Source organism: Bradyrhizobium sp. Kon37 (genome assembly GCF_055807535.1).
This window is the reverse complement of record NZ_JBVVOY010000021.1, coordinates 94,450-119,882: the sequence shown is the minus strand read 5'-3', so window position 1 is coordinate 119,882 and position 25,433 is coordinate 94,450. Positions and strand designations below refer to the sequence as shown.

Below are 25,433 nucleotides of genomic sequence, written 5' to 3'. Positions count from 1 at the left end.
ACCTCGCCCGGGCTGATATAGCCGTATTCGGTCGCCGGCCGCTCCGGCTTGACGCCGAAGGTGACGATGCGCCCGGCACTTGCGGCGGTGAGGCCCTGGCGGCACGCCGCGACGAAGGCGGCATTGTCCTGCACCACGTGGTCGGCGGCGAGCGCCAGCACGATCGCCTCACTCGCGCGGTTCTGCGCGAACACCGCGCCGGCTGCGATCGCGGGGCCGGAATCGCGCCGCATCGGCTCGAGGATTACGTCGGCCTCGATGCCGATCTCGGCGAGCTGCTCCAGCACCATGAAGCGGTAGGAGGCGTTGGTGATGACGATCGGGCGATCGAACAGCGAGGCCTCCGAGACGCGGAGCAGCGTGTCCTGGAAGGTCGAGCGGGAGCCGAACAGCGGCAGGAACTGCTTGGGGCGCACCTCGCGCGAAGCCGGCCACAGTCGCGTTCCGGCACCGCCGCACATGATCAGGGGAATAATTTTTTGGGACACGTGTGAGCTACTCGATCAGAGGGGTTTATATGCGGTGATAATTTCTATACCATTCGACAAAGTGGCCCAAGCCATCCGCCAGCGGCGTCGAGGGCGTGAAGCCGACGTCGCGTTGCAGGGGCGAAATGTCGGCGCGCGTCTCGAGGACGTCACCGGCCTGCATCGGCAGAAGCTCGCGGATCGCGGGCTTGCCGATGATCTTCTCCAGTGTCTCGACGAACTCGATCAAATTGACCGAGCGGTTGTTGCCGATGTTGTAGACGCGATACGGCGCATAGCTCGACGAGTTTTCCGGCTGCTCGGCGCTCCACGCGGGATTCGGTGTCGCGGGACGATCGAGGGTGCGGATCACCCCCTCGACGATGTCGTCGACATAGGTGAAATCCCGCCACATCTTTCCATTATTGAAAAGCTTGATCGGCTCACCCGCGAGGATCGCGCGCGTGAAGAGCCAGGCGGCCATGTCGGGCCGGCCCCATGGACCATACACAGTGAAGAAGCGAAGACCGGTCACCGGCAGCTTGTGAACATGCGCAAACGTGTGCGCCATCAGTTCGTTGGCCTTCTTGCTAGCGGCATAGAGGCTGACCGGATGATTGACCGAATGCTCGGTCGAATACGGCAAGGTGCGATTGGCGCCATACACGGAGCTCGACGAGGCGTAGACGAGATGCGCCAGAGCGTGGCGCCGGCCGGCTTCGAGCACGGTGACGAAGCCATCACAATTGGCGCGGATGCTGGTGATGGGATCGTCGATCGAGGCGCGCACGCCGGGCTGCGCCGCAAGGTGAACGACGCGATCAGGAGTAACCTCGTCGAATACGCACGTTAGCGCAGCAAAATCGACGAGGTCGAGCTCATAGGAGCGAAAGCCTGGATGGTGCTTCAGGGTTTCGAGGCGCGCGCGCTTCAGCGCCGGGTCGTAAAAAGGTGTAAATGAATCGATGCCAACGACACGTTCGCCGCGCGCCAACAGCCGTTCACAAACGTGCATTCCGATGAAGCCGGCAGCGCCGGTAACGATCACGGCGCGAGAATTTGTCATTCCTTCATTCCTTCGTTCCGCGAAGTAGTGTCCAGACCTGGGGCAAGGATTGGGCAGTCACAACAAACACTATCAGAGAGATTGGTTGGCTGGCAGTGTTGCCAGGAGCGTCTCCACTACGACCGGCTGGCGAAATCGGGAGATATCAAGCAAATTTCGATGGCAGTGCGCCGGTCGATGACGACGCGATGAAACTAGATTGATCAACCTGACTACAAATGGTCCTTCCGTTACGGCACCCCCTCGGACAGCTTCCAGGCGGCATAGGTGCTCATGAACTGAAGCCATCCGGCAATTGCTTCCCGCAACATGAAGAAATAATTTGCTCGTCGGATTGCTCCTGGTCCAGGCGCATAATTGGAACGTCTCAACATTCGGGAGGTTCTCCCGATGCAATCTATTCCAGTTTCAAAGCCATTTCTTCGGTTCATAAATGCCCCGGTTTAAATTTCCGATGAAAAGAATGGTGTGGAAGGAGCCAATTTCCGATGCCGACCTCCTCCGTCTGATGTCCGACATCATTTCTCTGCGAGAGCGGGTGGCACAGGCCGAGCTGCGGGCGCATCATCTGAAGCAGACCTCCTTGCACCCGTCGGACAACTCGTCCACAACGAGACAGGTGCAAAAGCCATAGCGCATCAGGCGACCAAGCTCGAAAGGCACCCCGCGAGTCGCGGCGGCAGTTTGGGACAGTTGGCGGTCAGTCTCACCGGCTGGCCCGTCGCTCCCCGCAGCCCCAGCTCCCCCCAAAGGGACAATTTCACAATTAAACCGGTTGACCCCCGTTAAAATTTATTGAATAATAAATCAAATATTAAATGGTTAACGTGTGAGACCTGTAATGATGAAGACGTGTTTTGCCACCGCCCTCTTGGGCCTCGTTGCGGCCACATCAGCACAAGCAGCTACGATTCCCTACCAACACCAAGGGACGGAAAATCCGACCAAGTACACTTTCGCCGCGAGTTCAACCGGTTCGCTGGTCGCATATTTCTATGGATCGGGAGCATCGTTCAGCGAGAGCCTTGGTCTGCTCGTCAACGGCCAGGACAGGGGCACGGCCCTTGATAACCACAGCAGTCCTTTCGGCACGATGTACAACTTCGGCAATGTGAGTGCCGGCGACACGCTGGTCTTCTACGTCGACGTCAAGACGACAGGGTTCAAATACTATTCCGACATTTCCAGGAACGATGATCACGTGAATCACGTCTACTCCACGGCATTCACCGGCCACGGAAAGATTCCGGCCGGGACTTATGTTGGCTTCGAGGACCTCAGTCAGCGCGATACGCACTGGACTGACAATAATTACACCGACGAGCAATTTGTCTTCACGGTCGCTGCGGTGCCTGAACCTTCCACCTGGGCGATGATGGTCCTAGGCTTTGTCGGTGTCGGCTTCCTCGCATATCGCCGCCGCAACTTGGCGCCGACGGCCGCATAGCGGTTCTCAGCATTTTTTGACGGCGCGACCTCTTTTGTCGGGTCAACCGGACTTCGCTCGGTTGACCAACCGACATTCGGCGCGAGTAATGTTGAGACTAGGGCAAAAGAGACATACGACTGAGGCAGCCGCTACAAACGTTTCGCTTTTCGGATCGTCATTGATTGCCTGGAGAAGGGCACGCTGACGAGGTATTTCGCCGCATGCCCCATCGCCTTGTGGATTTTCCTGTCTCCGACGTCAAAAGGCCACACGATCAAGATCAAGATCATGCAACTGGAACACCGCAAGATGCAGGCTTCGATCTGACCTATCGCAATCGAAGCGAATAAGGGTTCACTGGATCGTTCTCCGCGTGGTGAAGCTCCCACCCGGAGGTAGCGGACGCAGGTCAACGGCTCCGCTCGGGGAGCGAGCGTCTTGTCGCTGCCGTTATTTCTACGCTTTCGATAAGGCTCCTTCACGAACGATAAGGCTCCTTCACGAACGATAAGGCTCCTTCACGAACCGGCGCTCTCCCGGCGCAGCCCAGCTGCGGTTCATTGCACCAGGTGCATTGGTGCTCAGCACGTTCGACGCAATACCACGTCCGGCCGCAGCTTTTCCCGAGCGGGACATCCGTGGCGAGGCCTGCGCTGAATGCCTTTACCGAAGGGCGATCGTGTTCGGCCCAAATAAGCTGGAGCCCGTCGAGCCCGCTCGCGGTCTTCGGGTTGAGCTCGGGATATTGACCCAATGTGTCGATTGGGATGTCGATCCCGGCATCGGCACCTCCAATTGGATAACCCGATGACTTTCAGCTTTTCGACGACAATCGCCGCGTTCCTCAGCCGGGTCGTTTGGGTGCTGTTTCCAGCCCACCCCCGGCCAGCACGACGTTTCGATGACCGCGTATAATGCGTGGGACGGCATCTTCGTAGCAGCCTATTCTCCGACGGGATAAGCAATGTTGCGGGCCCGGCGAAATTCATGAGCTTTCAGGAGAGCGCGCCGATCATCTGAAAAATCGTGTTCAGTAACGGTGCGGTGGCCCTTCGACGGCCTAGTAGCCGGATGACTGTCCCGCTATGGTTTCAGCTGAGGTCCAGCGCCGCCTGCTGAAGCCATGCGCGATGACGAGAGACCCTAGCGGGGACGGACCTCTCAAAGCTCAGGCCCAGCATGAGCTGGCGCACGGGATCAGCTTGCAGCCGGTCCAGATGGTGACTGTGGGCCCGGCCTGCGAGGACGACCGGCGACACGATTGCGAGGGAAAAGAGTAACCAGACCACGTCGCACTCCTTTACGCGCCCCCGATGCAGAAACCTACGTACAAGCCATTTGTTCCGCGACGCCATTGCCGTTTGACGCGATGTGTCTCGACCCGCGAGCTGAGAGGACACGTGGAGCAACCGTGTAGGCACACTGGAAGCCATCGTGAGAGACGGCGTTCCGATCGATCCGCTCGCTCGCCTTTCCGCGAATGAATCGACTGAAGCTGGCCCAGCAACCCCGCGTCTTCTTCTCCTCTGAGACATGCGGCAGAACGTTCATCACGCCCGTACGCCACGCCGTTCAGAAATCGATGGGTGCGACGACGTTCTTGCCCGTCATATTTTCGTTCCCAACAATTGGTTCTATGGATTCGACTGCTGGCCTGATCCATGCAGCACAACAACGTAAACGGACTCGATAAGCCACGGTAACGACTTGAAACTCTTCATCAACGGCCGCTTTCTCTCGCAAAAGCTGACCGGCGTTCAGCGCTATGCCGCCGAACTGGTCAAAGCGATCGATGCCTTTCTTGCGTCCGACCAATCGCCCGCTGCCCTCAGAGGAGCCGAGTGGCAATTGCTCGTGCCGAGCGAGACCAGCGAAGCGATCAATCTCACGCGCATCAAGATGCGCAAGATAGGACGGCTGAGCGGACATGCCTGGGATCAGATTGAACTTGCGCGCGCCGCCGCTGGAGGTCGCCTGATCAGTCTGGCCAATGCCGGACCTGTGTTTCATCGTGATCATATCGTCGTCATCCACGACGCACAGGTCTTCCGCCGACCCGATTTCTTCAATTGGCGCTATCTGGCCGTCCACCGCACGATGGGGCGCCTGCTTGCACGCCGGGCCACGATCGCGACCGTATCGGCCTTTTCTCGCAATGAACTGGCTGCAATGCTTGGCCTTTCGAAAACGGACATTCCGATATTCCCCAACAGCGCGGAGCATTTCGCGTCCACAACGCCTGATCCCGGTATTCTCGACCGACTAGGGCTTCAGCCGGGAAAATATTTTCTCTTTGTCGGCTCCAGGACCAAGAACAAGAATCTTGCCGTTGCAATCGAGGCCGCGCGGCTGCTCGAACGAAAAGACGTTCCGCTCGTCATTGTCGGCGGAGACAACAGCAAGGTATTTCAAGACAATCTGGGCGAGAGCGAATCGGGCCTGCTTCTGGCAGGACGCCTGGCGGACGGGGAGATTGCAGCTCTGTATGCACACGCCCTGGCGTTTGTCTTTCCGTCTCTATACGAGGGCTTTGGTGTCCCGCCACTGGAAGCCATGATCTTCGGCTGCCCGGTCATAGCCTCCACGGCTGACGCGGTGATGGAAACGTGCGGCGAAGCGGCTGCTTATTTTTCCGCCAACGATGCTCGAGCGCTGCAACAGCTTATGCTCGAAAGGTTGGCAGTTGGCGCAATCTCTGATCAGGAGCGCAGAAAGCAACAAGATCGTCTTGCATTATACTCCTGGCAAGACTCGGCGCGAGCACTGTTGGATTTTCTCGCATCGCGAGCATAGCGAGGTGCCGCCGATTTGGCGGAAGCGCTCAAATTTTGCGCGCAGTTGTCTCGAGCACGACGCCGACAGCGGTTCGGCATCCAACGAGTTCCATGCGCACGTTCGACTCGAAGGCAGCGAGCTTCAACATCGCGGCGCAACAACACCACACCGCTGCCTAAATCTCGCTATGGATTGGATGGATTGTGATCGCATCCGTTGATGCTCAATTAAGGATGCGCCATGTCGATCTTCCCAACTCAATCCTCCGCAAGGCAGGCGGTGAAGGTGCTGCATGTCGCGGAAACCATCCGGGGTGGGATAGCGAGCTACCTGAACGAATTGCATCCGCAACAGCAAGCGAGCTTCGGCGCGGAAAACGTGCACTATGTTGTGCCATCGGATCATCGCCACGACCTCGTTGGAATAGATGACAGCCAGATCACAACCTTCGACAGATCGGGCCGCAGCATCGCCGGGCTATTTCAGATGCTGCGGGCGAGCATGCAGGCGCTCGACGCCTTCAAGCCTGACGTCATGCATCTCCATTCGTCGTTTGCCGGACTCGTTCTCAGGCCCGCGTTGGCCGCTCGTTCTGAAGGTCCGCGCGTCGTCTATTGCCCGCATGGCTGGGCATTCTCGCGCGAGACCGGCCGCATGAGCCATCTGGCGGCAAAGGCTGCAGAGACTCTTTTGGCCCGCACGTCGGATCGTATCATCTGCATTTCCGGCGATGAATTCAATGAAGCGGTCCGGGCGGGAATTCCGACTGACCGTCTGACCCTGGTGCACAATGGCATCTCCAAGAGCCGCCCGCTGCCGCATGGTGTTGCGACAGATTGGACTTCAAAGAAGGCCAAGGTCCTTTTCATCGGCCGCCTTGATCGACAAAAGGGTTTCGATCTCCTGATCGAGGCCGCACGATCCCTCGAAGATGTTCTGGATGTTCGCATTGTCGGCGCCTCCGTCGTCAACAAGTTCGACGGAACTGCGGTTCCCGCCAACGTCTCGCTGCTGGGCTGGCTGGATCGTCAGCAAATCGAGAGTCAGCTGGAGGCGGCCGACCTCGTCGTCATTCCGTCACGATGGGAGGCCTTCGGCCTCGTCGCTCTGGAAGCGATGCGTGCGGCCAAGCCCATCCTGGCCTTCCACAGCGGAGCGTTGCCTGAAATCGTCGTTGACGGCGTCACCGGCGTGCTTTGCGAACCTGTCGCGGTTCAACCTCTCATCGACGGCTTCCGACGGATGCTCGATCTGGATCTCAAGGTCTTGGGACAACGCGGCTACGATCGCTTCAAGCAGTTTTATGACGTCCAGAAGACACACCGCCAGTTGCATCAGGTCTATGTCGAACTCCTCGACGACAACAAGAGCGGAGTCGAGCAGAACGTGGCACTGCAGTCGGACCTCTCGAAGCCTTTTTGAGGTGAGTTGCGGCAGGCGAGACATGATGACGAGTATGATCCAGGCGATGGCAGGCCACCGCACCTTGGGTCGCAACGGGTTGTTCTGGATCGCGAGCCTCATCGCGTCTGTTTCTCTGTCGGTCCCGGCAGGCGCTCAACAGGCTCAGACGCTTGAAAACAGATTCCTGTTGGGTATCGGCACCCATCAGGGACTGGGAGGGCCGGTCAGTTCGCGAGGCTACGTGCCCTCCGTGAACGTCGGTCAGATCAAGCAACTGGGCTTTAACGCCTTCCGCGACGATTTTCCCTGGTCTGATTTCGAATTGCCGGGACGTCGGATGGGCTTCACGCCGCGATTGGGCAGGCTCGACGCGCAGGTTCAGTCCGGCATCGCCCGGCCGCTCCTCATCCTTGCATTCGGTCATCACCTCGTGCCGAACTCGTCGCCCCCGACGACGGACGAGGCCCGGCAGCGGTTCGCGGACTATGCGGCAGCGGCAGCGCGATCGGTCGCGCCGCAGCGCCCGATCTTCGAACTCTGGAACGAGTGGAATCTGGCAGCGAAGAAAGACGCTGCATTCTCAGCCGAGAATTACCTGGCCCTCGCCAAGGCAGCACGGCCGGCGGTCAAGCAGGCGGTGCCGAATGCGCCTTTCGTCGTCGGCGCGATCGGCGACGATCCCGGCTGGACGTGGACGGAGAAGATGCTGCAAACCGGCATCCTTCAATACGCCGATGGCGCCTCCATTCATCTTTACAATTTCTGCATGGCGCCGTCGAAGCGCACTTCGGCCGAGATTATCGACCGGCTCACGGCGTTCCATCGGCTGGTCGGCCAAGCGAGCGGCAATCCCGACTTCCCCATTTACGTGACCGAGACTGGCTGGACCACGGCTGCGAACAAATGTGGTGTCAGCGAGCAGGCCCAGGCCGACAACACGGCACAGCTCATCCTGTGGGCCTCGACAGCGGCGCGCTGGCTCAAGGGGATGTGGATCTATGAGCTCAAAAACAGTGGCCAGAATCCAGCCGAGCTGGAGGACAATTTTGGAATCTACGGTTTCGACAATTCGCCCAAACCCGTAGCTTGCGCGGCGCGTGGCGCCTGGGCATTCATCCGCTCCACCCTAACCGCGGAACGAAGAAGCCTTGCCACCGGGGTGATGTCGATCGGAGCATCCTCGACCACCGGCGGCAAAGTCGCGGTCTGGTCCGAAGATCCGGATCGACGCTACGAGGTCCGGATCAGAGGCGATCTGCCGGGTGCGACTTTCGCGGCGCCCTGCGATGCAGCCGCAAGGCCTGCCTCCGGGATCTGGCTGCCGGTTTCGAGCACGCCGGTCCTGATCGCCGCCAATAATGACGCCATTCCCGCACTGGATATACGGCCGGCACGGTAATCGGATCGGCACAAAGAGGTTGACGCGATGAAGATCCTTTTGACATCCACACTTTATCCGACCCCGCAGGCACCAAAGATCGTCGGCGGAGCAGAGATCTTCGCGCGGAGATTTGCCGAGGGCCTGGCTCAGCGCGGCGACGAGGTCGAGGTGGTGCGCGCCGCATCCGCACCCGAGCGGGGGCGTGAATTATGCAACGGTATCAACGTCTATTCCGCACCGGTGCAAAACGTCTATGCGCCGTTCACGGAGCAAAAGAACGTCGTGAAACGAAGCGTCTGGCATGCGATCGACGATTGGCAGATCCAGGCCCCGATGATCGCGGAGCGCATTCGCGCCTTCAAGCCGGACGTTCTGCATTCCAATAATTTATCGGGCCTGACCACGGCGCTCTGGCGGGTAGCCGCCAAGCTCGGAGTTCCAGTCCTGCACACGCTTCATGATTACTATCTGACGTGCCCGCGCTGCTCCCGCTTCGACAAGGGCCACTCCTGCGAACGCACCTGTACGAGCTGTGGGATCCTGACGTACCACCGCAAGCGGGCGACGCATTGGCTCGATGCCGTGGTCGGCGTCAGCGAGCGCGTCCTTTCCATTCACACCGATATGGGCATGTTTGCCGAGACGCCGATCCGCACCGTCATCCGCAATGCCTCGACCGAGCCGCCGCGCTCACCCTACCCGCGGCCTGTCTGCACGACGGAAGTGACGTTCGGCTTCATCGGACGGATCACCGAGGAGAAGGGCATCGACAATCTCATGCGGGCGCTTGCCATGCTGCCGCCTGATCGGATCCGGATGATGATTGCCGGCCGCTTGAGCGATCAGGAGCAACAGCGCCTGAGAGCACTCGCGCCGCATGCACGGGTCGAATTCATGGGATTCGTATCTCCCGATGAATTCTACAGGCAAGTCGATGTCGTGGTCGCGCCATCCATCTGGCACGATCCCGGCCCGCTCGTCGTCGCGGATGCCAAGGCGGCGGGCAGGCCGCTGCTCGGTACGCACTTTGGCGGCATGCCGGAGGCGATCGAGCATGGCATGACGGGGTGGTTGACCGAAGCGGATCCACAATCTCTGGCCAGGAGCATGCGGGAAATCGCCGCGGATCCACACATGATCGACGAGATCAGCCGTCGGCTTATCGCCGACACGAACAAGTGGATTTTTTCCGACGTATTGTCGTCGTACAAGAACCTGTATGAACAACTGCGTCAGCAACGGATGTCGTCGGTGCGTCCAGCAATAGCCGGGGCGCCGCATGCGCATACGGTGGCAAAGAGTAGCTTCATTCCGAGATGACACGTCTCTTCGCGATCGCCGGCTACGTTTACCAAAGCGCAGCAGCGATCATCCTGATCTTTGTGATCAGTCACCTGTTGCCGGCCGCCGACTACACCAATTATTCTCTCGCGATGGCCTCGAGCCAGTTGCTCTGCGTCCTCATGTTCGAGTGGCTGCAGCTCGCGGGGCTGCGCTTTCTCGCGGCCGCCAAGGAGAGCGAGGCTGCTCGACTGAGATCGTCGCTCTTTGCAGCGGCACTCATGAGCGCCGCTGCGCTCGTTGCGGTCGGGAGCAGCGCCTCCCTGATCAGCGGCCTCACGCCACGGCTGGTCGTCCTCGGCCTGAGCGTGGCCGTTCTTCAGGGCTCGACCGATTTGTATTTCTTGTCGGTGCGTCTGTCGAACCGGCTGGGGATCGCCTCCTGCCTTCTTGCCTTGCGTGCGACAGCTCTTTTGGGCGGGGCTGTCTCGGGCGGAATGATCTCAGGCACAGCCGAAGCGACGCTGCTCGGCATCGCATCGGGTCACCTGCTTGGGCTCCTTGCCGGTCTCGTCGCATATCGCACGCCGCTGGATCGCGTGTCGCTGCGAACAATGCTGGCTGACTGGAAAAACTTCTCGCGTTACGGCATGCTTGCGGCCGGCGCATCCGTGATCCATTTGTCCGTGCCGGTTCTGCTCCGTATCATTGTCGTCGGGCGACTGGGCGCCACGGGAGCCGGTGCAGGATTTTCCATTGCGCTCGACCTGCTGCAACGTCCCTTCTGGGTCCTCAACGCGGCGATCCACACCGTGAGTTATCCTGACGTGGTCAATGATTTCGAGCACGGGAGCGCCACGACATCGAGACAATCGACGCGGCACATGTTCGAGTTCATGATCTGCACGACCCTGGTCCTGCTGGGCGGGCTTGTCGCCTTCATTCCGGACGCGGCCCGCATCCTGGTTCCGCGGGAGAGCGTCCAGGGCTTCCTGGCGACAGGGCCGGCGGTCGCTGCTTTCTACTTCCTCCATACCCATTTGCAGGCGACGATCGCGGTCGTTCCCCACCTGGAAAAGCTCGCGACCAGGCTCGTCCTCATTGCTGCCGGGCAGCTTGCAATGGTTGCGGCGTTCTCCCTGGTTGCCGTCCGGGCCGGCCTCTCGCCACAAGCAGCAGTCACCTGCGCCTCGATCGCCACGCTCGCAGCGATCGTGGCCGGGCTTGGCCCTACCCTCAGATTCGAGGCGGTCCCGCGCTGGCCCCTGGTGCTTCAGGCGCTCGCAGCCGCCATCCTGATCGGATTCCTCAGTCACGCGCCGAGCGAGCCGGCGGCGTGGCTTGCTGGAAAAATCGTCATCGCCGCAATCGCCACGGCAGCGGTCGGCTGGCGCGGAAACTTTCTCCTCCTGGCCCGCCCGAGCTGATCTGTCGACGGATCCCCTCGCGATTCCTCTCTGGAACTGAGGGCCACTGACATTCCGCTCACGGTCGCGAAGTTCCCGCGATGGAACTCTCTGCTTCGGTCCAAGACGCGGCAAAGTGACTGACAACCCCTACGAGAATACCGAGTGATTTACTCGCGCCAAAACATGACATCGGCCCAAGCTATCGGTGATCAGTCGATCTTCTTCTGAGCAGGACCAAAAGATTTGGGCTGACCGTCAAGTTGTGCCAGCATGTCTCGTCAGCCTGACAAGCCCAAACCGCATCCGCGCCCAACTCACATGCATCATCGAAGCGCCACATGCGCATATATTCAGCAGTGAAATCTTGCGAATTCTTGGAAGCGCCATCTTCAGGTCATGCTGCGTCGGCACGACATCGCTATTCTCTTGAATCAGAGTCGACCTGTTCCTGCGAGGAACTGCTGATCGCTGTCGATTTGTAGCTCCGATTTTTATCTGAAATTCACACTCGATCGAGAAGGTTGAACGCAAATCCCGGCGAGCAATTTCGTTCGCGTAGAAATTCGAGTGTGAAATGTCGTCAGATCAAACCGTCCTCTCCGCCAGCGGCTTCATCAACTCCATCGGCGTCAACACGCATGCCGGCTTCGGGTGGACCGACTACAATAACCTCGCGCTGATGGTCGATGACCTGAAGTATCTCGGCGTCAACCACCTGCGCGACGCGATGGCGACCAACCCGGCGGCACAGCCGGTCGTTGAAGGGCTGGCGGCTGCCGGTTACAAGTTCGACTTCATCGTATCGTCCGCTCTGCCTGGCCAGGGTAGCGCGGGACTGGCCAACTACATCGTATCGCTCGAAAAATTCGCGATGAGCCACCCCGGCAGCATCAGCGCAATCGAGGGGCTGAACGAAGCCAATCACCAGCCGTTCAGCTACAATGGCAGCTCGACGCTTGGGGCCGCAGCTCAGTATCAGAGCGCGCTGTATCATGCGGTGAAGGGCGACGCGGCGCTGGCCGGCATTCCCGTCTACAACTTGTCGCTCGCCTATAATGACCCGCAGGGCTACAGCCAGCTCGGCAACATGTCGGGCTCGGTCGACTTCGTCAACGCCCACGCCTATGTCAGCACCGGCGCCACGCCGAACAGCTCACTGGCTGCAACACTAAGCGCCGTGGCGGCCGCGGCACCAGGAAAGCCCGTCGTTATCACCGAGACGGGCTACACGACTCAGGCCAACACCCAATATCTCGGCGTGGACGAGACCGTGCAGGCCAAGTCCATCCTCAACACCCTGGTCGATGCCTACAAGGGGGGTGTAAGCGCGACCTATCTCTACGAGATGTTCGACCGGGACTCTTCGACAGGCAATACCAACCCGGAAGCCAAGTTCGGTCTGTTCCACTCGGACGGGACACCCAAGCTCGCCGCGACGGCGATTCACAATCTGACGAGCATTCTCGCAGATGACGGCAAGGGCGGCCACCAGCCGACTGATCCACTGAACTATACGCTGAGCAACATGCCGGCCTCGGGCAACAGCATGGTGCTGGGCAAGAGCAATGGGGCCTACGAGCTTGTTGTGTGGGCGGAGCCGAAGCTCTGGAACGATGCGGCCGACGCCGAGATATCCAACCCGAGCCAGAACGTCACCGTTAATCTGGGCGGCGTGCATCATTCCGTAAAGGTCTACGACACATTGACGGGAACGTCGGCGATCGCCAGCTACACCGATGTCAGCACGATCACCATCCCTGTTAGCGATCACCCGCTCATTATCGAGATCGACGCGCCTGCGACCACGTCGACGCCTCCGAGCACGCAAGCAAGTGTGAGCGGTACGGCGGCGGAGATTGTGCCGCAGTTGTCCGACTTGAGCTCATCGGCTGCGCTGAAAACTATCGCGCTAACCGACACGCACATCCTGCCGGTCGCGTCGAAGGCGACGATGGACTACATCATCGCCCACTACGGCAGCGCCCTGTCCAAAATACAGGGTGGATATTCGTTCTCAGTGACGAACTCGGCAGCGAGCTGGATCAACACGAAGACCTATGACGCCACTGGAAAGCTCGTCTCAACGGCGGATACCGGGCTCAACAGCAGCGGACTTCCAGTCTCCACCACAATTGTCAATTCGGACGGCTCCAAGGATGCGATCGGCTATACCGCAGGCATAAAGTCTTCCTTCATCCATCTAGCGACTGATGGAACCAGAACCACCGACACGTACAACACGGCCGGAACTCTTCTCACCGAGGTCGTGCAGAAGCCCACTGGCTACTATTCGACAGCGATCTATACCAATGGCTTGAAGACTGCCTCGTACGTCCTGAACGCCGATCACAGCCAGGACAACTACACCTACAACATCAAGGGACTTACCTATACTACTCAGGTCCAGCACCTCGATACGACCGGCAAGCTCACCTCCGTGACTCGCACCCATGCCGACGGCACGCTGGACTCGACCCAGGTCTTCACCAGCGACGGCGGCAGCGTCATCACCAATTATAGCGCCTCGGGCCTCAAGCTGGTTGAGACCGACTATCACGCCGATCACAGCAAGGACGTATGGACGTACAACATCACCGGCCAGACCTACACGACTGAGCACGACATCTACGACTCCACCGGGTTCCTCACCACGCTGGTCCGCCGGCACGCCGACAGCAGCCTCGCCTTCAAGTTGGTCCAGAGCAAGGACGGGACCAAGACCACCGACTGGTACGATGCCGCAGGCAACCTGACCAGCGAGGTCGTGCAGAAGGCCGGCGGCTTCAACTCGACTACGCTCTACAGCAATGGTCTGAAGACCAAGGCCTACGTGCACAATGCCGACGGCAGCCAGGACAATTACAGCTACGGCGTCACCGGCCAGAGCTACGTCACGCTGATCCAGCATGTCGATCCTTCCGGCAAAGTGACGAGCGTAACCCGCAAGCACGCCGATGGAACCCTGGACTATACCCAGATCATCAACAGCGACGGCAGCAGCGTCGTGACCAACTACGATGCAGCTGGCAGCAGGACCAAGGAGACGGATTATCACACCAATGGCAGCAAGGATGTCTGGCTCTATAATGTTACCGGCCAGAATTATACGACCGAGCACGACATCTACGACGCGACAGGATTCTTGACAACGCTGGTGCGCCGGCACGCCGATGGCAGCCTGGCTTTCAAGCTGGCGCAGAGCAGCGACGGCACGAAGACTACTGAATGGTACGACACCACGGGCGGTCTCACCAGCGAGGTTGTGCAAAAGACCGACGGCTACGATTCCACGACGGTGTACAGCAACGGCGTGAAGACCGCAGCTTACATCACCAATGCGGACCTCAGCCACGACAATTACAGCTATAACATCAAGGGACAGAGCTACACGACCCAGCACCAGCATCTCGATGCTTCCGGCAAGCTAACGGAGATGACGCGGACCCACGCAGACGGCACGCTTGACTACAGCCAGCTGGTCCATGGAGACGGAAGCAGCGTCGTCAGCAACTACAACGCTTCCGGCGTCAAAATGACGGAGACCGATTTCCACGCTGATGGCTCGCGAGACGTCTTTCTGCTGAACGTCGTCGGTCAGAATTACACCACCGAGCACGACGTCTATGACAAGACGGGCTTCCTCAGCGACATCGTGCGGACGCACGCCGACAACAGCCTGGCCTTCACGCTGAAGCAGAGCACCGACGGCACCAAGACGTCGGACTGGTATGACGCCAAGGGTATTCTAACGAGCGAGGTAACGACAAAGAGCGATGGCTACAGCTCTACCACAGTCTATAACAACGGCATCAAGACCGCCGCCTACATTACGAACGCCGATCACAGCTCGGACAATTGGAGCTACAACGTGGGCGGCCAGAGCTACACCACTCAGCATCAGCACCTCGACGCTTCCGGCAACATAGATTCGATCACGAGGACGCACGCGGACGGCACCCCGGACTATACTCAAGTCGTCCACGATGATGGCAGCAAGCTGACCGACATCTATGACAGCGCGGGCTCCAAGACCCAGGAGGTCGCCAACAATGTAGACGGGTCCCGGGACGTTCTCCTGTTCAACTTCAAGGGGCAGCAGGGCACGGTGCAGCATGAGCACTACAATGCCGCCAATGCGCTTCAATACTTTGATACCACAAATGCGGCGGGTGCGCACAACGTCACAGCGGTCGCTGCTGGCGTAACGATCGCGGGCGGAAACGGCAACGACGTGTTTTCGACGGCGCCCGGCTCGACGACCATCGCTTACGACCATGGGCTCGATCAGATCGCCAACTTCCATGCCGGCAATGCCGGCAACCACGACGTTATCGAGATCTCGAAACTGCTGGCGGCTGACTACGGCCACCTGCAAATCACGCAATCGGGCGCGGACGCCGTGGTTTCCCTCGCGGAGAGCGATTCGATCCTTATCAAGAACGTCAGCGTCGCCAGTCTGACAAGCCACAATTTCCTCTTCGTTTGAAGGCGGGAGCTTGTCGCAAACGTGCATCAGCATCGCTCGGGGGTTGGACGCCGATCCAATCGCCCGAGCAATCATTGGGGGCGCCTGCCGCCCCCTTGGGCACCTTTGCAATTTCGCTGACGTTGCAAGAGCCCGCCGGGAACGCAGAGCGGACCGTCGCGATTTGCGGAGCGCCGCCCGGCATTCTGCGAAGTTGCGTCACAATTGATCCCTAGAAGGAGGCAACGTTCTCGAAGGAATTCTGCGCCGACATGGACTCTCGTGGACCAGGACGCTTCGTCGTTCTCGATTTCTACCGTTTCGTCGCCGCACTCGGCGTCTTCATCTTCCATCTCAAGAACATAGACAAGGGCATCTCCCCGGCCTGGAACGGTTCCTATGGCCTGTTTGTGGATATGTTCTTCATCCTTTCCGGTTTCGTGATTTCCTATTCCTACCCAGCGAAATCGACGGGGATCCGCTCCTACGGTCGCTTCCTGGTCCGGCGCGTCGCGCGAATTTACCCGTTACACTTACTGACGCTGTTCGCATTCGTGATCCTCGCCTGGATCGGAATAGCGGGCCCCACCTCGCATACGGGGCCGCTGGATTTCGTCTACAACCTCTTTCTGGTGCAGGCCTGGGGCGTTACCGATCATCTAAGTTTCAACTCGCCCTCGTGGTCGATCAGCGCGGAATTGTTCTGTTACCTGCTATTTCCGGTTCTCATACTCGCCGCGGCCAGCGTGCCGCCTCTCGTGCTGGCGCTTATCGTGGCGAGCTCCTACGCGATCCTGGCTCATGGCCATCTGCCGATTTGGCAAGAGCCATCCCAGATGTACGGAGCGAATTTCGATTTTGGCATGCTGCGCGCGCTGCCGAGCTTCTTGAACGGAATCCTGCTGACGGTCCTCTTCAGGCTGTCCCAGGACTACCGAAGGAAGCCGGTTGCGATCGCCGGCATCGCACTGTTCGGGGTTTCGGTCCTGGTCCTGAACGTATATGCCAAGCCGGATCTCGCGATTATCCTGTTCTCTCTGGCAATCCTTTGCACCGCCGTCGGCGAAAGCGCCTTTGACCGATTTCCAGGTTCGAACTGGCTCGGCCGGCTCGGCAACACCTCATACGCGATCTACATGGTGCACGAGCTGGTGCTTATCCTGCTGTTCAAGCCGGCCTGGCATTATTTCGGACTGCAACCGGGCTTCTTTCCGCTTTTCGCCCTGGTCTGTTGCATCATCCTGACGGTCGTTGCCGACGTCACATATAACTACGTTGAAAACCCCGCACGAAAATTGCTCAACCGGCTTGCGCCGGGGGACCCGAAATTGACCCGCGCTTCGACCGCCGCCCCACTCGATCTCACCGAAACCAGACAGGCCGCGAACGCAAGCTAGGTCTTGAAGGCTAGGTGCTGGACGATCGCCTGACGTGTCTCAGTGCTGCCTGGCATATCCGCATCGCGGCGGGACGGGCCATCGCGAACACGACGACCAGATAGACGGCGGAGCCGAACAGCACGAGCGCAGCAAGACGCAGCCACGATGGCATCGCCGGCAGGGCGACGGATGCACCCACGACCGCGACTGTCATCACCGCGGAGCCTACAGATGCGGGCATCAGCGCCAGGATATAAGGCCTGATCCCCAGCGACAGGATGCGCATCGAGGCTCCCGCAGATAGCGGATACAGCGCCAGGGCTCGCACGACATAGCCGGACGCAATCGCAATCAGGCCGAACGGCGCGGCAACAACGAAGATCGTGATGTTCGAAACTGCATAGATCAGCGTCAGCCAGGTCTGCCAATGGGGCTTTCCGAAGGCCAGAATAACAGAGTGATTGTAGAGGCCAATCGTCGTCAGGAATCCCGTGACCGACATGATGGAGAGTAGCGGGGCCGCTTCAATCCACTTCAATCCGAAGAAGTCGACGATCAGATCCGGCGCCAGCGCCGCAATTCCAGCGAAAATCGGAGCCGTCAGCAGCGACGTGTACATGACGAAATCGACAAGCGTCGCCCGCGAAGCCCCTTGATCATGCTGGAGGCCGGCGATCGTCGCAAAGAAGACGCGGTTCAACGCATTTCCGATCACGATGCTTACGGCATTGACCAGCCGCTTGGCCAGGCTGTAGAAGCCCGCGCCGGCGGCGCCGGTATACCATGTGACGAAGATCAGATCGGAATTGGCGTTGGCGAAGTTCGTGATTCCCGTCAACGCCACGTAGCGCGCGTACCTCAGAAGCTCAGTGGCGGCCCTTCGGCTGAAGCGGAAACCGGGTGTCCAGGGCGTGAGGGTCCACAGGCTGATCAGCGAAATCAGCGACGTTGTGACGAGCTGCCCGACCAGCGCAAGGACTCCGTAGCCCTGGCTTGCCAGCGCAATGCCAACAGCCCCGCCCGCCGAAATGGACAACAGCGAGCGGATTGCAAGGGATCGAAACAGCTGATTGCGGGTCAACCAGGCCTCGTGCGTCCGCGACAAGCCCTGCACCGCAACCACGATGCAAAACCCCTTGAGAACGAGAGCCATGTCCGAAAGGCCGGAAAAACGTTCGATCGCATCGCTAGAAACGAAAAGCGCGAGCGCCGCAAGCAAAGAGAGACCGGCGATGAGCCAAAAAGAGGCAGTGTAATCCTCGTCCTTCGGCTCGGCACGCGCCTGGACGGCGATCGCAACACTCTCGATCAGAACGGATCGGCAGAAATCGAGCGCCAGGGCGCCGGTTGCCACGACGCCAAGGATCTGCGGTGATAGCAACCTCGCCATCATCATGTAGATGACAAGCGTGAGCGACTGGCCGACCGCCGAATCGAGCGCTGACCAGATGACGCCCGAAATGATCGAGCGCGACTTGATAATTTCGTGGCGCAAATGGAAGCCTGTCACATCTCGGGTTAGCCGAACGCTCGTCATTGAGCCATCAGTTGCAATGGTCCAATAGTCGCCTTGTTTAGGAGGACACTACGGCGAGAAAGCAGCTACAATTCGAGGCAGTATGAATTTCCGGGGCAATCTGCGACGACTGATCAACGAAGTCGGCTGCGACTTCATTCATCCGCTGCCATATCCGCACGTGGAGTTGTTCTTCTGGCGACCAGACGACGGAACCATCAATTTCGGTGACTATCTGTCGGTGGTCGTGGTCGACCATCTCCTGCGACATTTCGGCTACACGCTCGCGGACGAGGTGCCATTGCAAAAGCGCATGTTCGCGATCGGCTCGGTGCTCCACTATGCGCGAAATGGTGACGTCGTCTGGGGCAGCGGGGTGAATGGACGCCCGGGCCAGGGCGACCTCAATCGACGCGTGCAGACCCTGGATGTACGCGCGGTGCGCGGCCCGCGCACACTGGAGATCCTGCGACGCCGGGGCATTACTGTGCCCGAGGTGTTTGGTGACCCTGCGCTGCTAATTCCCCGGCTGTTTCCCAATCGCTTTCATCCAACTGCCACGAAGCAATGGGTGTTCGTGCCGAACCTGCACGATTTGAATCTGATCGACCACACTGCCAATACAGTGGTCTCACCCCTTGGATCCTGGAATCGACGTATTGACGCCATTCTGGAAGCCGAACTGGTTCTGGCCAGCTCGCTCCATGGCATCATCGTCGCCGAGGCATTCGGAATACCGGCGCGCTACGTGCGGCTAAGCAGCGGGGAATCTGAGTTCAAGTACCGTGACTATTACGAAGGCACTGGCCGGTTTGGCGTCGAGTTTGCCTCAAGCATCGACGAAGGGCGCGAGATGGGTGGAGCTGCGCGCCTCAACTTTGATCATCGTGCCCTGATGGGTGCATTCCCGATCGACCTTTGGAGCGGAGAGAACTGAGATGGCTAAGCGCCTCCGCGTCGCAATCTACGCGCCGCATTTCGCCGAATATTCCTACAGGCTTGCCGCGGGGCTGGCACGGCGCTGCGAAGTCCGTCTCGTGCTCAATCGCAAGGACGCCAACCAGCAGTGGGACCTTTCCTGGATTCCGTCTTCCGAACCGTTCGATACCCGTGTGCGCGACCTCAGCATTCGTCGCTTCGGAGCAATCGGGCTTCCGAGCTCGTTCCTCGACGTACTCGCATTTCGCCCCGACATCGTCCATTGCCACGAATGTCCGGAATATTTCACGGCGGGCCTGATGGAGTTGCTGCGACTGACCAGCCTGCCACGCGTTTTGACAGTGCATGATGCAATTCCCCATTCCGAGGGGGGATCGGGTACCAACTCGACCGAAGAAAGATTGCGCAACCGCATGCGTGCAGCGGCAACGCACATCACGGTGCATGGTCAAAGCTGCATCTCCGACTTCCGCAAAGCTTCACCAGGCTATGTGGGCGAAATCACCTCGTCCATGCACGGCGTGCTGATGGTGCCGCGAACCGATACTGCAGCCGTGCAATCGATCAAGGGGCGAATTCTCTTCTTCGGCAGAATGTGGGCCTACAAGGGGCTTGACGTTTTTCTCGACGCCATCGACTTGCTCGCAAAACGGCGCGTTCGCCACCACGCAGTTGTTGCCGGTCGCGGGCCTGAAATGGTGAGACTGACCACACGCATGGCCGCTATGCCGACCATCGAGACCATCGACGCCTATATCTCGGCCGCCGACACCAGTACCCTCTTTCAGTCTGCAGAGGTCGTCGCGCTTCCCTACAAGGATGCGACGCAGAGCGGCGTGCTGGCATCCGCGTTTGGCAATCACCGCCCCGTTGTCGCCAGCGCAACAGGAGGCATTCCTGATGTTGTCACCGACGGAATCAATGGCTTGCTGGTTCCGCCAGGAGACGCGACTGCGCTGGCCGACGCGCTCGAGCGCGTCCTCACCTCGAGATCACTGGCGACAAGCCTGACCGACGGCGCAAGGGAAACAGCGCAAGGATCGCTGAACTGGGATCACATCGCCGACAATCTGTTTACAAGCTATCGCCGCGTTGCCGCTTAGGTGGGCGCGGCAATTCCGTTATGGCGAAACCGGATGCTCGGTGCCTGCGATCGGACGGAAGAACAGGCCCCGCAGGCTACCGTCGATCAGGCGCCTGAGCCTCACCTCGATCAGCTCGTAGCTGATCGCGCTGGCGATCAATGACAGCACCAGTCCCAGTCCAATGAAGGCCACCCACAATATCCATCGGTCGATGCCGGTCGCGACGAGCTTGAGACCGGCCACTTGCAAAGGAAACAGAACGAAAGGGTGCACCAGATAGAGACTGTAGCTGATCTTCCCCACATATTGCAGCGCCGGCGCGTTGAGCAGATTGCCGATCCCCGAGCCGCGCGCCAGCACCATCCCGAACAACAGAGTACCGGGCACGAGACCGATGAAGGGATGGAACAGCACCAGGCTCGCATACATCGCGACCGCGCAGATCAGGCCAGCGGCAACGCCGAGGCGTCCCGGCACGGAAAAGCGAATGCCGATGGCGCTAAAGAGCATTCCAATACAGAAGAACGCAGTGATCGGCCAGTGCATCAGGCAAGCGAGCCCAAGCAGAACGAGTGGAGCCGCCAGCAGCCGGCCGCCGATCCGCAGCGCGCTGAACGTCAGCGCAAACCAGATATAGAATGCCCACTCATAGGTCAGCGTCCAGGCATTTTGCTGCGCTATCGGAAGCCCTAGCGCATCCTGGAGAAAGAAAAGGTTGGCAACGAATATACCTGTATAGCTGCCAGCGTCGATGCCACGGAAGAACTTGTAACCGACCAAAGGGCCGACCGAAAACAGCAGAAGATGCAGGATGATAAAGACTGGCATGATGCGCAAGATGCGGTCAAAGAAGAATTTCGCCAACGACCCGTGCCGGACCAGGCTTGCCGGGATCAGGAATCCGCTGATCATGAAGAACAGTTCGACCCCGTGTCCGCCGACATTGATGACCGACTGCAACCACGGCCACAGCGGCGGGAGGAACCCGGGATCGAGAATGTCGTACATGCCCCCCTTCGGCATGTCGTAAAAGTGGTCCATCAGCACGCTGAGAGCGGCAATGCCACGAAGTCCCTGCACAGACGGCACAAACGATCCATCGTAGCCGGCCGGTGCATCGCGTGCTCCGCCCCTCACTCGGCGGCTCCCTGGCTGCTGAGAGCAGGCTCGAGAACGACTCGCTTCCGCCTGTCCGACCGGAACCTGTGCCCGAATGCGATCGATGGCTTTTCCGTAAACGTGTAAGTCAGCCAGCTCACGACGAGCGACAATGCGACGATCGCGGTAACGAAAAGCGACCACCCAAGCGGTCCGTCACCGACGCCGACAAGACGATGAATCCAGACGATCACGAAGGGCGACATCAGGTACAACGAGTAACTGATGACGCCGACGAACGCCAGGGACCGCAATGCCATCCGCTCGCCGAACGTGGCAAACACGATGAAGACGAGAGCGGCAAGCACGTAAGCCGAGCCGATCGAATAGCTGTAGAAGAAATTCTCGTGGTACACGCCGCCGAACCTCCTCTCCGCCAGCGTCACCGCAAAGATCGCGTAAAGCAGCGTGCATGCGGCAACATGCCGCCATCGCAGTCGTTCTTCGATCACCGTGTCGCGGATGATCTTGCCAAGAAACATCGCCGACAGGTTCAGGGCGACCTCCAACAACGATGAGACCGTCCGGCTGTCGATCAACATCGGCACGATGGTGCCGACCAGCGCCGCGCCAATAACGATCGAAACGGCCGTATAGCTCCGGTTCAGCAACCCCATCGCAAAGAGGATGGTACACCCGATGTAGAACAACAGTTCTATGGCGAGCGTCCAGTAAAAGATCCAGAGATTCGGCACGTTCACGAATGTCTGCAGCATCGTGAGATTGGCCAGAAACTGCGGCAGCGCATAGGTTTTTCCATCCAGTGCCAGAAGTGTCACCAGCCCGATCAGGATCGAGGTCCAATAGGCGGGATAGAGACGGAAAACCCGGCTTACCGCAAAATCCCGCACTGGCGCTGCACTGTTCGGGAAGCTGAAGGGGATGACGAAGCCGCTGACAAGGAAGAACAGCACGACGCCAAACCGGCCGAAGTTCATGTAGTAACCGAGAACGTTGTGAAACGCCCAGTAGTAGTCGCCGGTCGGGTGATGCTGGACGATCACCTCGAGCGCATGCTGCAGCAGCACAGCGAGTACGGCTATGCCACGCAACGTATCGATGAACGCAAGTCGTTTATGCATCTCGTTGTCTCACCCGTCGGCCACGCTAAGCCGGTTTCAGACTGGTCCCGCGATAACCACCCAATCCACCCGATCCCAGTCCGAGAACCTCCTCTGGCGGGCTCGTTGGAACGATCAGCGGTTGTACCGCCGCTTTTCGGGTGAAAACTCCGCTGAAACTCAGAGAGATCAGAAGTAGGCCGGATGCAGGGCCGTAGTTCAGAACTGTGATGGTGAACATGTTGACGACAAAGAGGAGCGTCAGCTTGTAGATATCGGTCACCGCGAAGGTTGCACGGAACACCATGACCATGAACACAGCGAAGGGAAGGCCAAACATCAGGTACGTCCCGATGTAGAAATTATCGACCGGCACCCAATACGCGGCGAGCGGCGAAAACAGCTTCTGTGGATAATTGAAGCAGCCGGCGCCACACCCGGTGATCACACCGATTGGCATCAGCTGGCCGAGATAGACGAACGGAAGTTGCCAACTGTTGTTAATCCGGTCGAGAATGCTGAACATCGTCGAATGCGGGATAGGCACGGTCCCCGACGCAGCCCAGATCATGAAGAACGGCAGCGGAATAGCAGCGAACGACCACAGCGCGATGCTGCGAATGGCCACGAAACGCGACTTTTCCGGCAGCATTCGCACGATCAAGAGCAGCAGGAGATAGAGCACAAGAACGATCAGTGTCGTCTTGCTCGTGGTCAGCCGGGTGACATAGATGGCAAGCGCGCCAAAAGCGAGGCACCAGCGCGTACTCTTGCGGATCGACGTAATCGCGAATGATGCCAGAATAAAGAATGCCGCCATTGTGTTGTCGGCGGCAAAACCCATCAGCCGCTGATCATCCCCGCCGTAAGCCCACCATAGCCGTCCCGCCTCCCGGACCGCGCCGAACGATTCATATTTGAACCCGACCCACGGCATCACGTAAAACTTCGTTAGCAAAACGCCAACGATCGAGAGGTAGAAGGTCGCAGCGATGACCGACAGCAGTTTCCGGTAAGAGCCAAGATTCGTATCGCAAAAGCAAAATCCGACGAAAACCGGCAACATCATCTTGAACGCAGACAGGGCGGCGTTGGCCGTGCCGAGCATGATATAGCCTAGCACCAGGGACAGCATGATCTGCACCAGCACCAGCGTCGCCATGATGCTGCGATTGCGGATGATGCAATAGGCGATGAACTGTACCAGGCACAGCATCGCAATCGCGTCCGGGACATACCAGAGCGCATCCAGATGGAGAATGCTGGTGTAGTAGCGCATCACGCCGCCAAACGCGTCACGAACAAGATAAACGCCGAGCGCGAGCGCTTCGATATTCAGGCTGATGATCGTCAGTCGAGGGCGCACTATGGCAAGCATGTTTGCGCTCAATTTGATGGACGAGCCGAGGGCTCTGGTGATGTTGTGAACCGCCCCTGGCCTCCAAACACGCTCCGCAATAGCTTTCCGCCACCGATCTCGACGTAGAGATACGTAAAGTGCGACACAACCAGCACCGCGGCCAGAGACACGACGAGATTCGCCGTGGCGGGCAGCCCAGGCAGGATCGAATCAAGCGCAGCAATATTGCGATGCCCGAGCGCCCGTACGAAATATTCTGCGAGAAGTACGATCAGCGCATGCACCATGTAAATCGAATAGGACCGACGCCCCATCCATACCAGCGGCCCGGCCACCAGCATTCGAGGAATCAGCTTCGCATTCGGAAACGCCAGCAGGCTACCAAGGAAGAATGCAAACACGATCGGCGCCAGGAAGCTCGCTGCGGGATACGCTTCCACCATCGACACCAGCACGATGCTTGCGGTCATGGCGGCGAGCTGGAATGCCCCCTGAAGAAACGGAGACACCGTGCGCGGCACGTCCTTGACGATTCTTACGGCAAGAGCTCCAAGAAAGAAGCTTGTAAAGCAGCGCAGAATGCCGAAGTCGGTCTGAAGCCCAAGACTTGGCTTGTCGAGCACAAAAATGATGAAAACCAAGCTGCTGGCGGCGATCAGCGCCGATGTCACATAAAAAGAGATTGACGAACCGAAACGCTGCGCGAGCAGCAGCACCAGTCCAAAAATCACGTAGGTGTAAAATTCAACGCTGATGCTCCAGCTTGGCGCATTCCAGCTGAGGTAATCGATGAATCCCATGGAGTGAAGGAGAAAGAGATTCAGAATGAACGAATAGGTGTTGTTCACCTCAAATGCCGCCGGCGTTGCCGCAACGACACCTGCCGTGACCAGCCCGATGCGCAGCAGCCGGAAGAGAAGATTCGCCAGCAACATGACGATATGAAGCGGGTACACGCGCGCGAGACGCCTCACCAAGAAATCCCGAAGTGAGAAACGGCCGAAGTCTCCGTCGACATAGCTTAGCGACATCACGATTCCGCTCAGAACGAAAAACAGATCGACCAGCAGCCAGGCGCTTCTGAAGAACGACCAGTTTATCCATGCATTATGCGGGAACGCCGCGAGAAAGGTCGGCATCAAAAGAAGATGATGGATCACGACGGAGGTGGCGGCGATACCCCGGATACTGTCGAGTGGCAGGACATGCGGCTTCTCTCGATGACCTGACTGCATCACGTCGACATTCCCATTCATCC

Annotated in this window: 16 protein-coding genes and 1 pseudogene; 10 read left to right on the top strand and 7 right to left on the bottom strand. The window is 59.0% G+C overall.

Going from position 1 to position 25,433, the window contains the following annotated elements; all coding sequences use genetic code 11:
• Together AC0L3J_RS29485 and AC0L3J_RS29480 are read right to left on the bottom strand one after the other, a co-directional pair.
• Nucleotides 1-488: sugar phosphate nucleotidyltransferase (locus AC0L3J_RS29485; RefSeq protein ID WP_473349344.1), on the bottom strand; the 488-nt coding region annotated here is incomplete at its 3' end.
• Nucleotides 489-513: 25 nt separating this feature from the next.
• Nucleotides 514-1,533, bottom strand: a complete 1,020-nt coding sequence (locus AC0L3J_RS29480; protein ID WP_027516304.1) for an NAD-dependent epimerase/dehydratase family protein — start codon at nt 1,531-1,533, stop codon at nt 514-516.
• Nucleotides 1,534-2,869: 1,336 nt separating this feature from the next.
• Between AC0L3J_RS29480 and AC0L3J_RS29475 the strand changes: the two are divergent.
• The 8 genes and pseudogenes from AC0L3J_RS29475 to AC0L3J_RS29440 all read left to right on the top strand — a co-directional run.
• Nucleotides 2,870-2,980 (top strand): annotated as a pseudogene (locus AC0L3J_RS29475) (PEPxxWA-CTERM sorting domain-containing protein); the annotation flags it as partial.
• A 1,689-nt stretch (nt 2,981-4,669) separates the two neighbouring features.
• Nucleotides 4,670-5,755, top strand: a complete 1,086-nt coding sequence (locus AC0L3J_RS29470; protein WP_473349343.1) for a glycosyltransferase family 4 protein — start codon at nt 4,670-4,672, stop codon at nt 5,753-5,755.
• Between the two features lie 222 nt (nt 5,756-5,977).
• Nucleotides 5,978-7,159, top strand: a complete 1,182-nt coding sequence (locus tag AC0L3J_RS29465; protein WP_473349342.1) for a glycosyltransferase — start codon at nt 5,978-5,980, stop codon at nt 7,157-7,159.
• A gap of 34 nt (nt 7,160-7,193) precedes the next feature.
• Nucleotides 7,194-8,540: a cellulase family glycosylhydrolase gene (locus AC0L3J_RS29460; protein ID WP_473349341.1), complete on the top strand. Its 1,347-nt coding sequence runs from the start codon at nt 7,194-7,196 to the stop codon at nt 8,538-8,540.
• Between the two features lie 27 nt (nt 8,541-8,567).
• On the top strand, nt 8,568-9,842 hold the full coding sequence (locus tag AC0L3J_RS29455; RefSeq protein WP_473349340.1) for a glycosyltransferase family 4 protein: 1,275 nt from the start codon (nt 8,568-8,570) through the stop codon (nt 9,840-9,842).
• On the top strand, nt 9,839-11,230 hold the full coding sequence (locus tag AC0L3J_RS29450; RefSeq protein WP_473349339.1) for a hypothetical protein: 1,392 nt from the start codon (nt 9,839-9,841) through the stop codon (nt 11,228-11,230). The genes AC0L3J_RS29455 and AC0L3J_RS29450 overlap by 4 nt, the downstream gene beginning before the upstream one ends.
• Before the next feature lie 556 nt (nt 11,231-11,786).
• On the top strand, nt 11,787-15,698 hold the full coding sequence (locus AC0L3J_RS29445; RefSeq protein ID WP_473349338.1) for an RHS repeat protein: 3,912 nt from the start codon (nt 11,787-11,789) through the stop codon (nt 15,696-15,698).
• A gap of 251 nt (nt 15,699-15,949) precedes the next feature.
• Nucleotides 15,950-17,074 carry an acyltransferase family protein gene (locus AC0L3J_RS29440; protein ID WP_473349337.1) on the top strand — a complete coding sequence of 375 codons (1,125 nt, stop codon included), beginning with the start codon at nt 15,950-15,952 and terminating at the stop codon, nt 17,072-17,074.
• A 10-nt stretch (nt 17,075-17,084) separates the two neighbouring features.
• Here the strand turns inward: AC0L3J_RS29440 and AC0L3J_RS29435 are convergent, their stop codons facing one another.
• Nucleotides 17,085-18,593, bottom strand: a complete 1,509-nt coding sequence (locus AC0L3J_RS29435) for a lipopolysaccharide biosynthesis protein (RefSeq protein ID WP_473349336.1) — start codon at nt 18,591-18,593, stop codon at nt 17,085-17,087.
• Between the two features lie 82 nt (nt 18,594-18,675).
• Here AC0L3J_RS29435 and AC0L3J_RS29430 point away from each other — a divergent pair, with 82 nt between their 5' ends.
• The gene (locus AC0L3J_RS29430; protein WP_473349335.1) at nt 18,676-19,509 is read left to right on the top strand and encodes a polysaccharide pyruvyl transferase family protein; all 834 of its coding nucleotides are present in this window, start codon (nt 18,676-18,678) and stop codon (nt 19,507-19,509) included.
• Nucleotide 19,510: 1 nt separating this feature from the next.
• Entirely contained in the window at nt 19,511-20,614 is a 1,104-nt protein-coding gene (locus AC0L3J_RS29425) for a glycosyltransferase family 4 protein (protein ID WP_473349350.1), read from the top strand.
• A gap of 18 nt (nt 20,615-20,632) precedes the next feature.
• Here the strand turns inward: AC0L3J_RS29425 and AC0L3J_RS29420 are convergent, their stop codons facing one another.
• From AC0L3J_RS29420 to AC0L3J_RS29405, 4 genes are read right to left on the bottom strand one after another with little or no spacing between them, the layout of a single operon-like run.
• Nucleotides 20,633-21,733: an acyltransferase family protein gene (locus AC0L3J_RS29420; protein WP_473349349.1), complete on the bottom strand. Its 1,101-nt coding sequence runs from the start codon at nt 21,731-21,733 to the stop codon at nt 20,633-20,635.
• Nucleotides 21,730-22,836, bottom strand: a complete 1,107-nt coding sequence (locus AC0L3J_RS29415; RefSeq protein WP_473349334.1) for an acyltransferase family protein — start codon at nt 22,834-22,836, stop codon at nt 21,730-21,732. Before AC0L3J_RS29415 ends, AC0L3J_RS29420 begins: the two co-directional genes overlap by 4 nt.
• Nucleotides 22,837-22,861: 25 nt before the next feature.
• On the bottom strand, nt 22,862-24,193 hold the full coding sequence (locus AC0L3J_RS29410) for a hypothetical protein (protein WP_473349333.1): 1,332 nt from the start codon (nt 24,191-24,193) through the stop codon (nt 22,862-22,864).
• Nucleotides 24,194-24,201: 8 nt separating this feature from the next.
• Entirely contained in the window at nt 24,202-25,431 is a 1,230-nt protein-coding gene (locus AC0L3J_RS29405) for an acyltransferase family protein (protein ID WP_473349332.1), read from the bottom strand.
• Nucleotides 25,432-25,433: the final 2 nt, after the last annotated feature.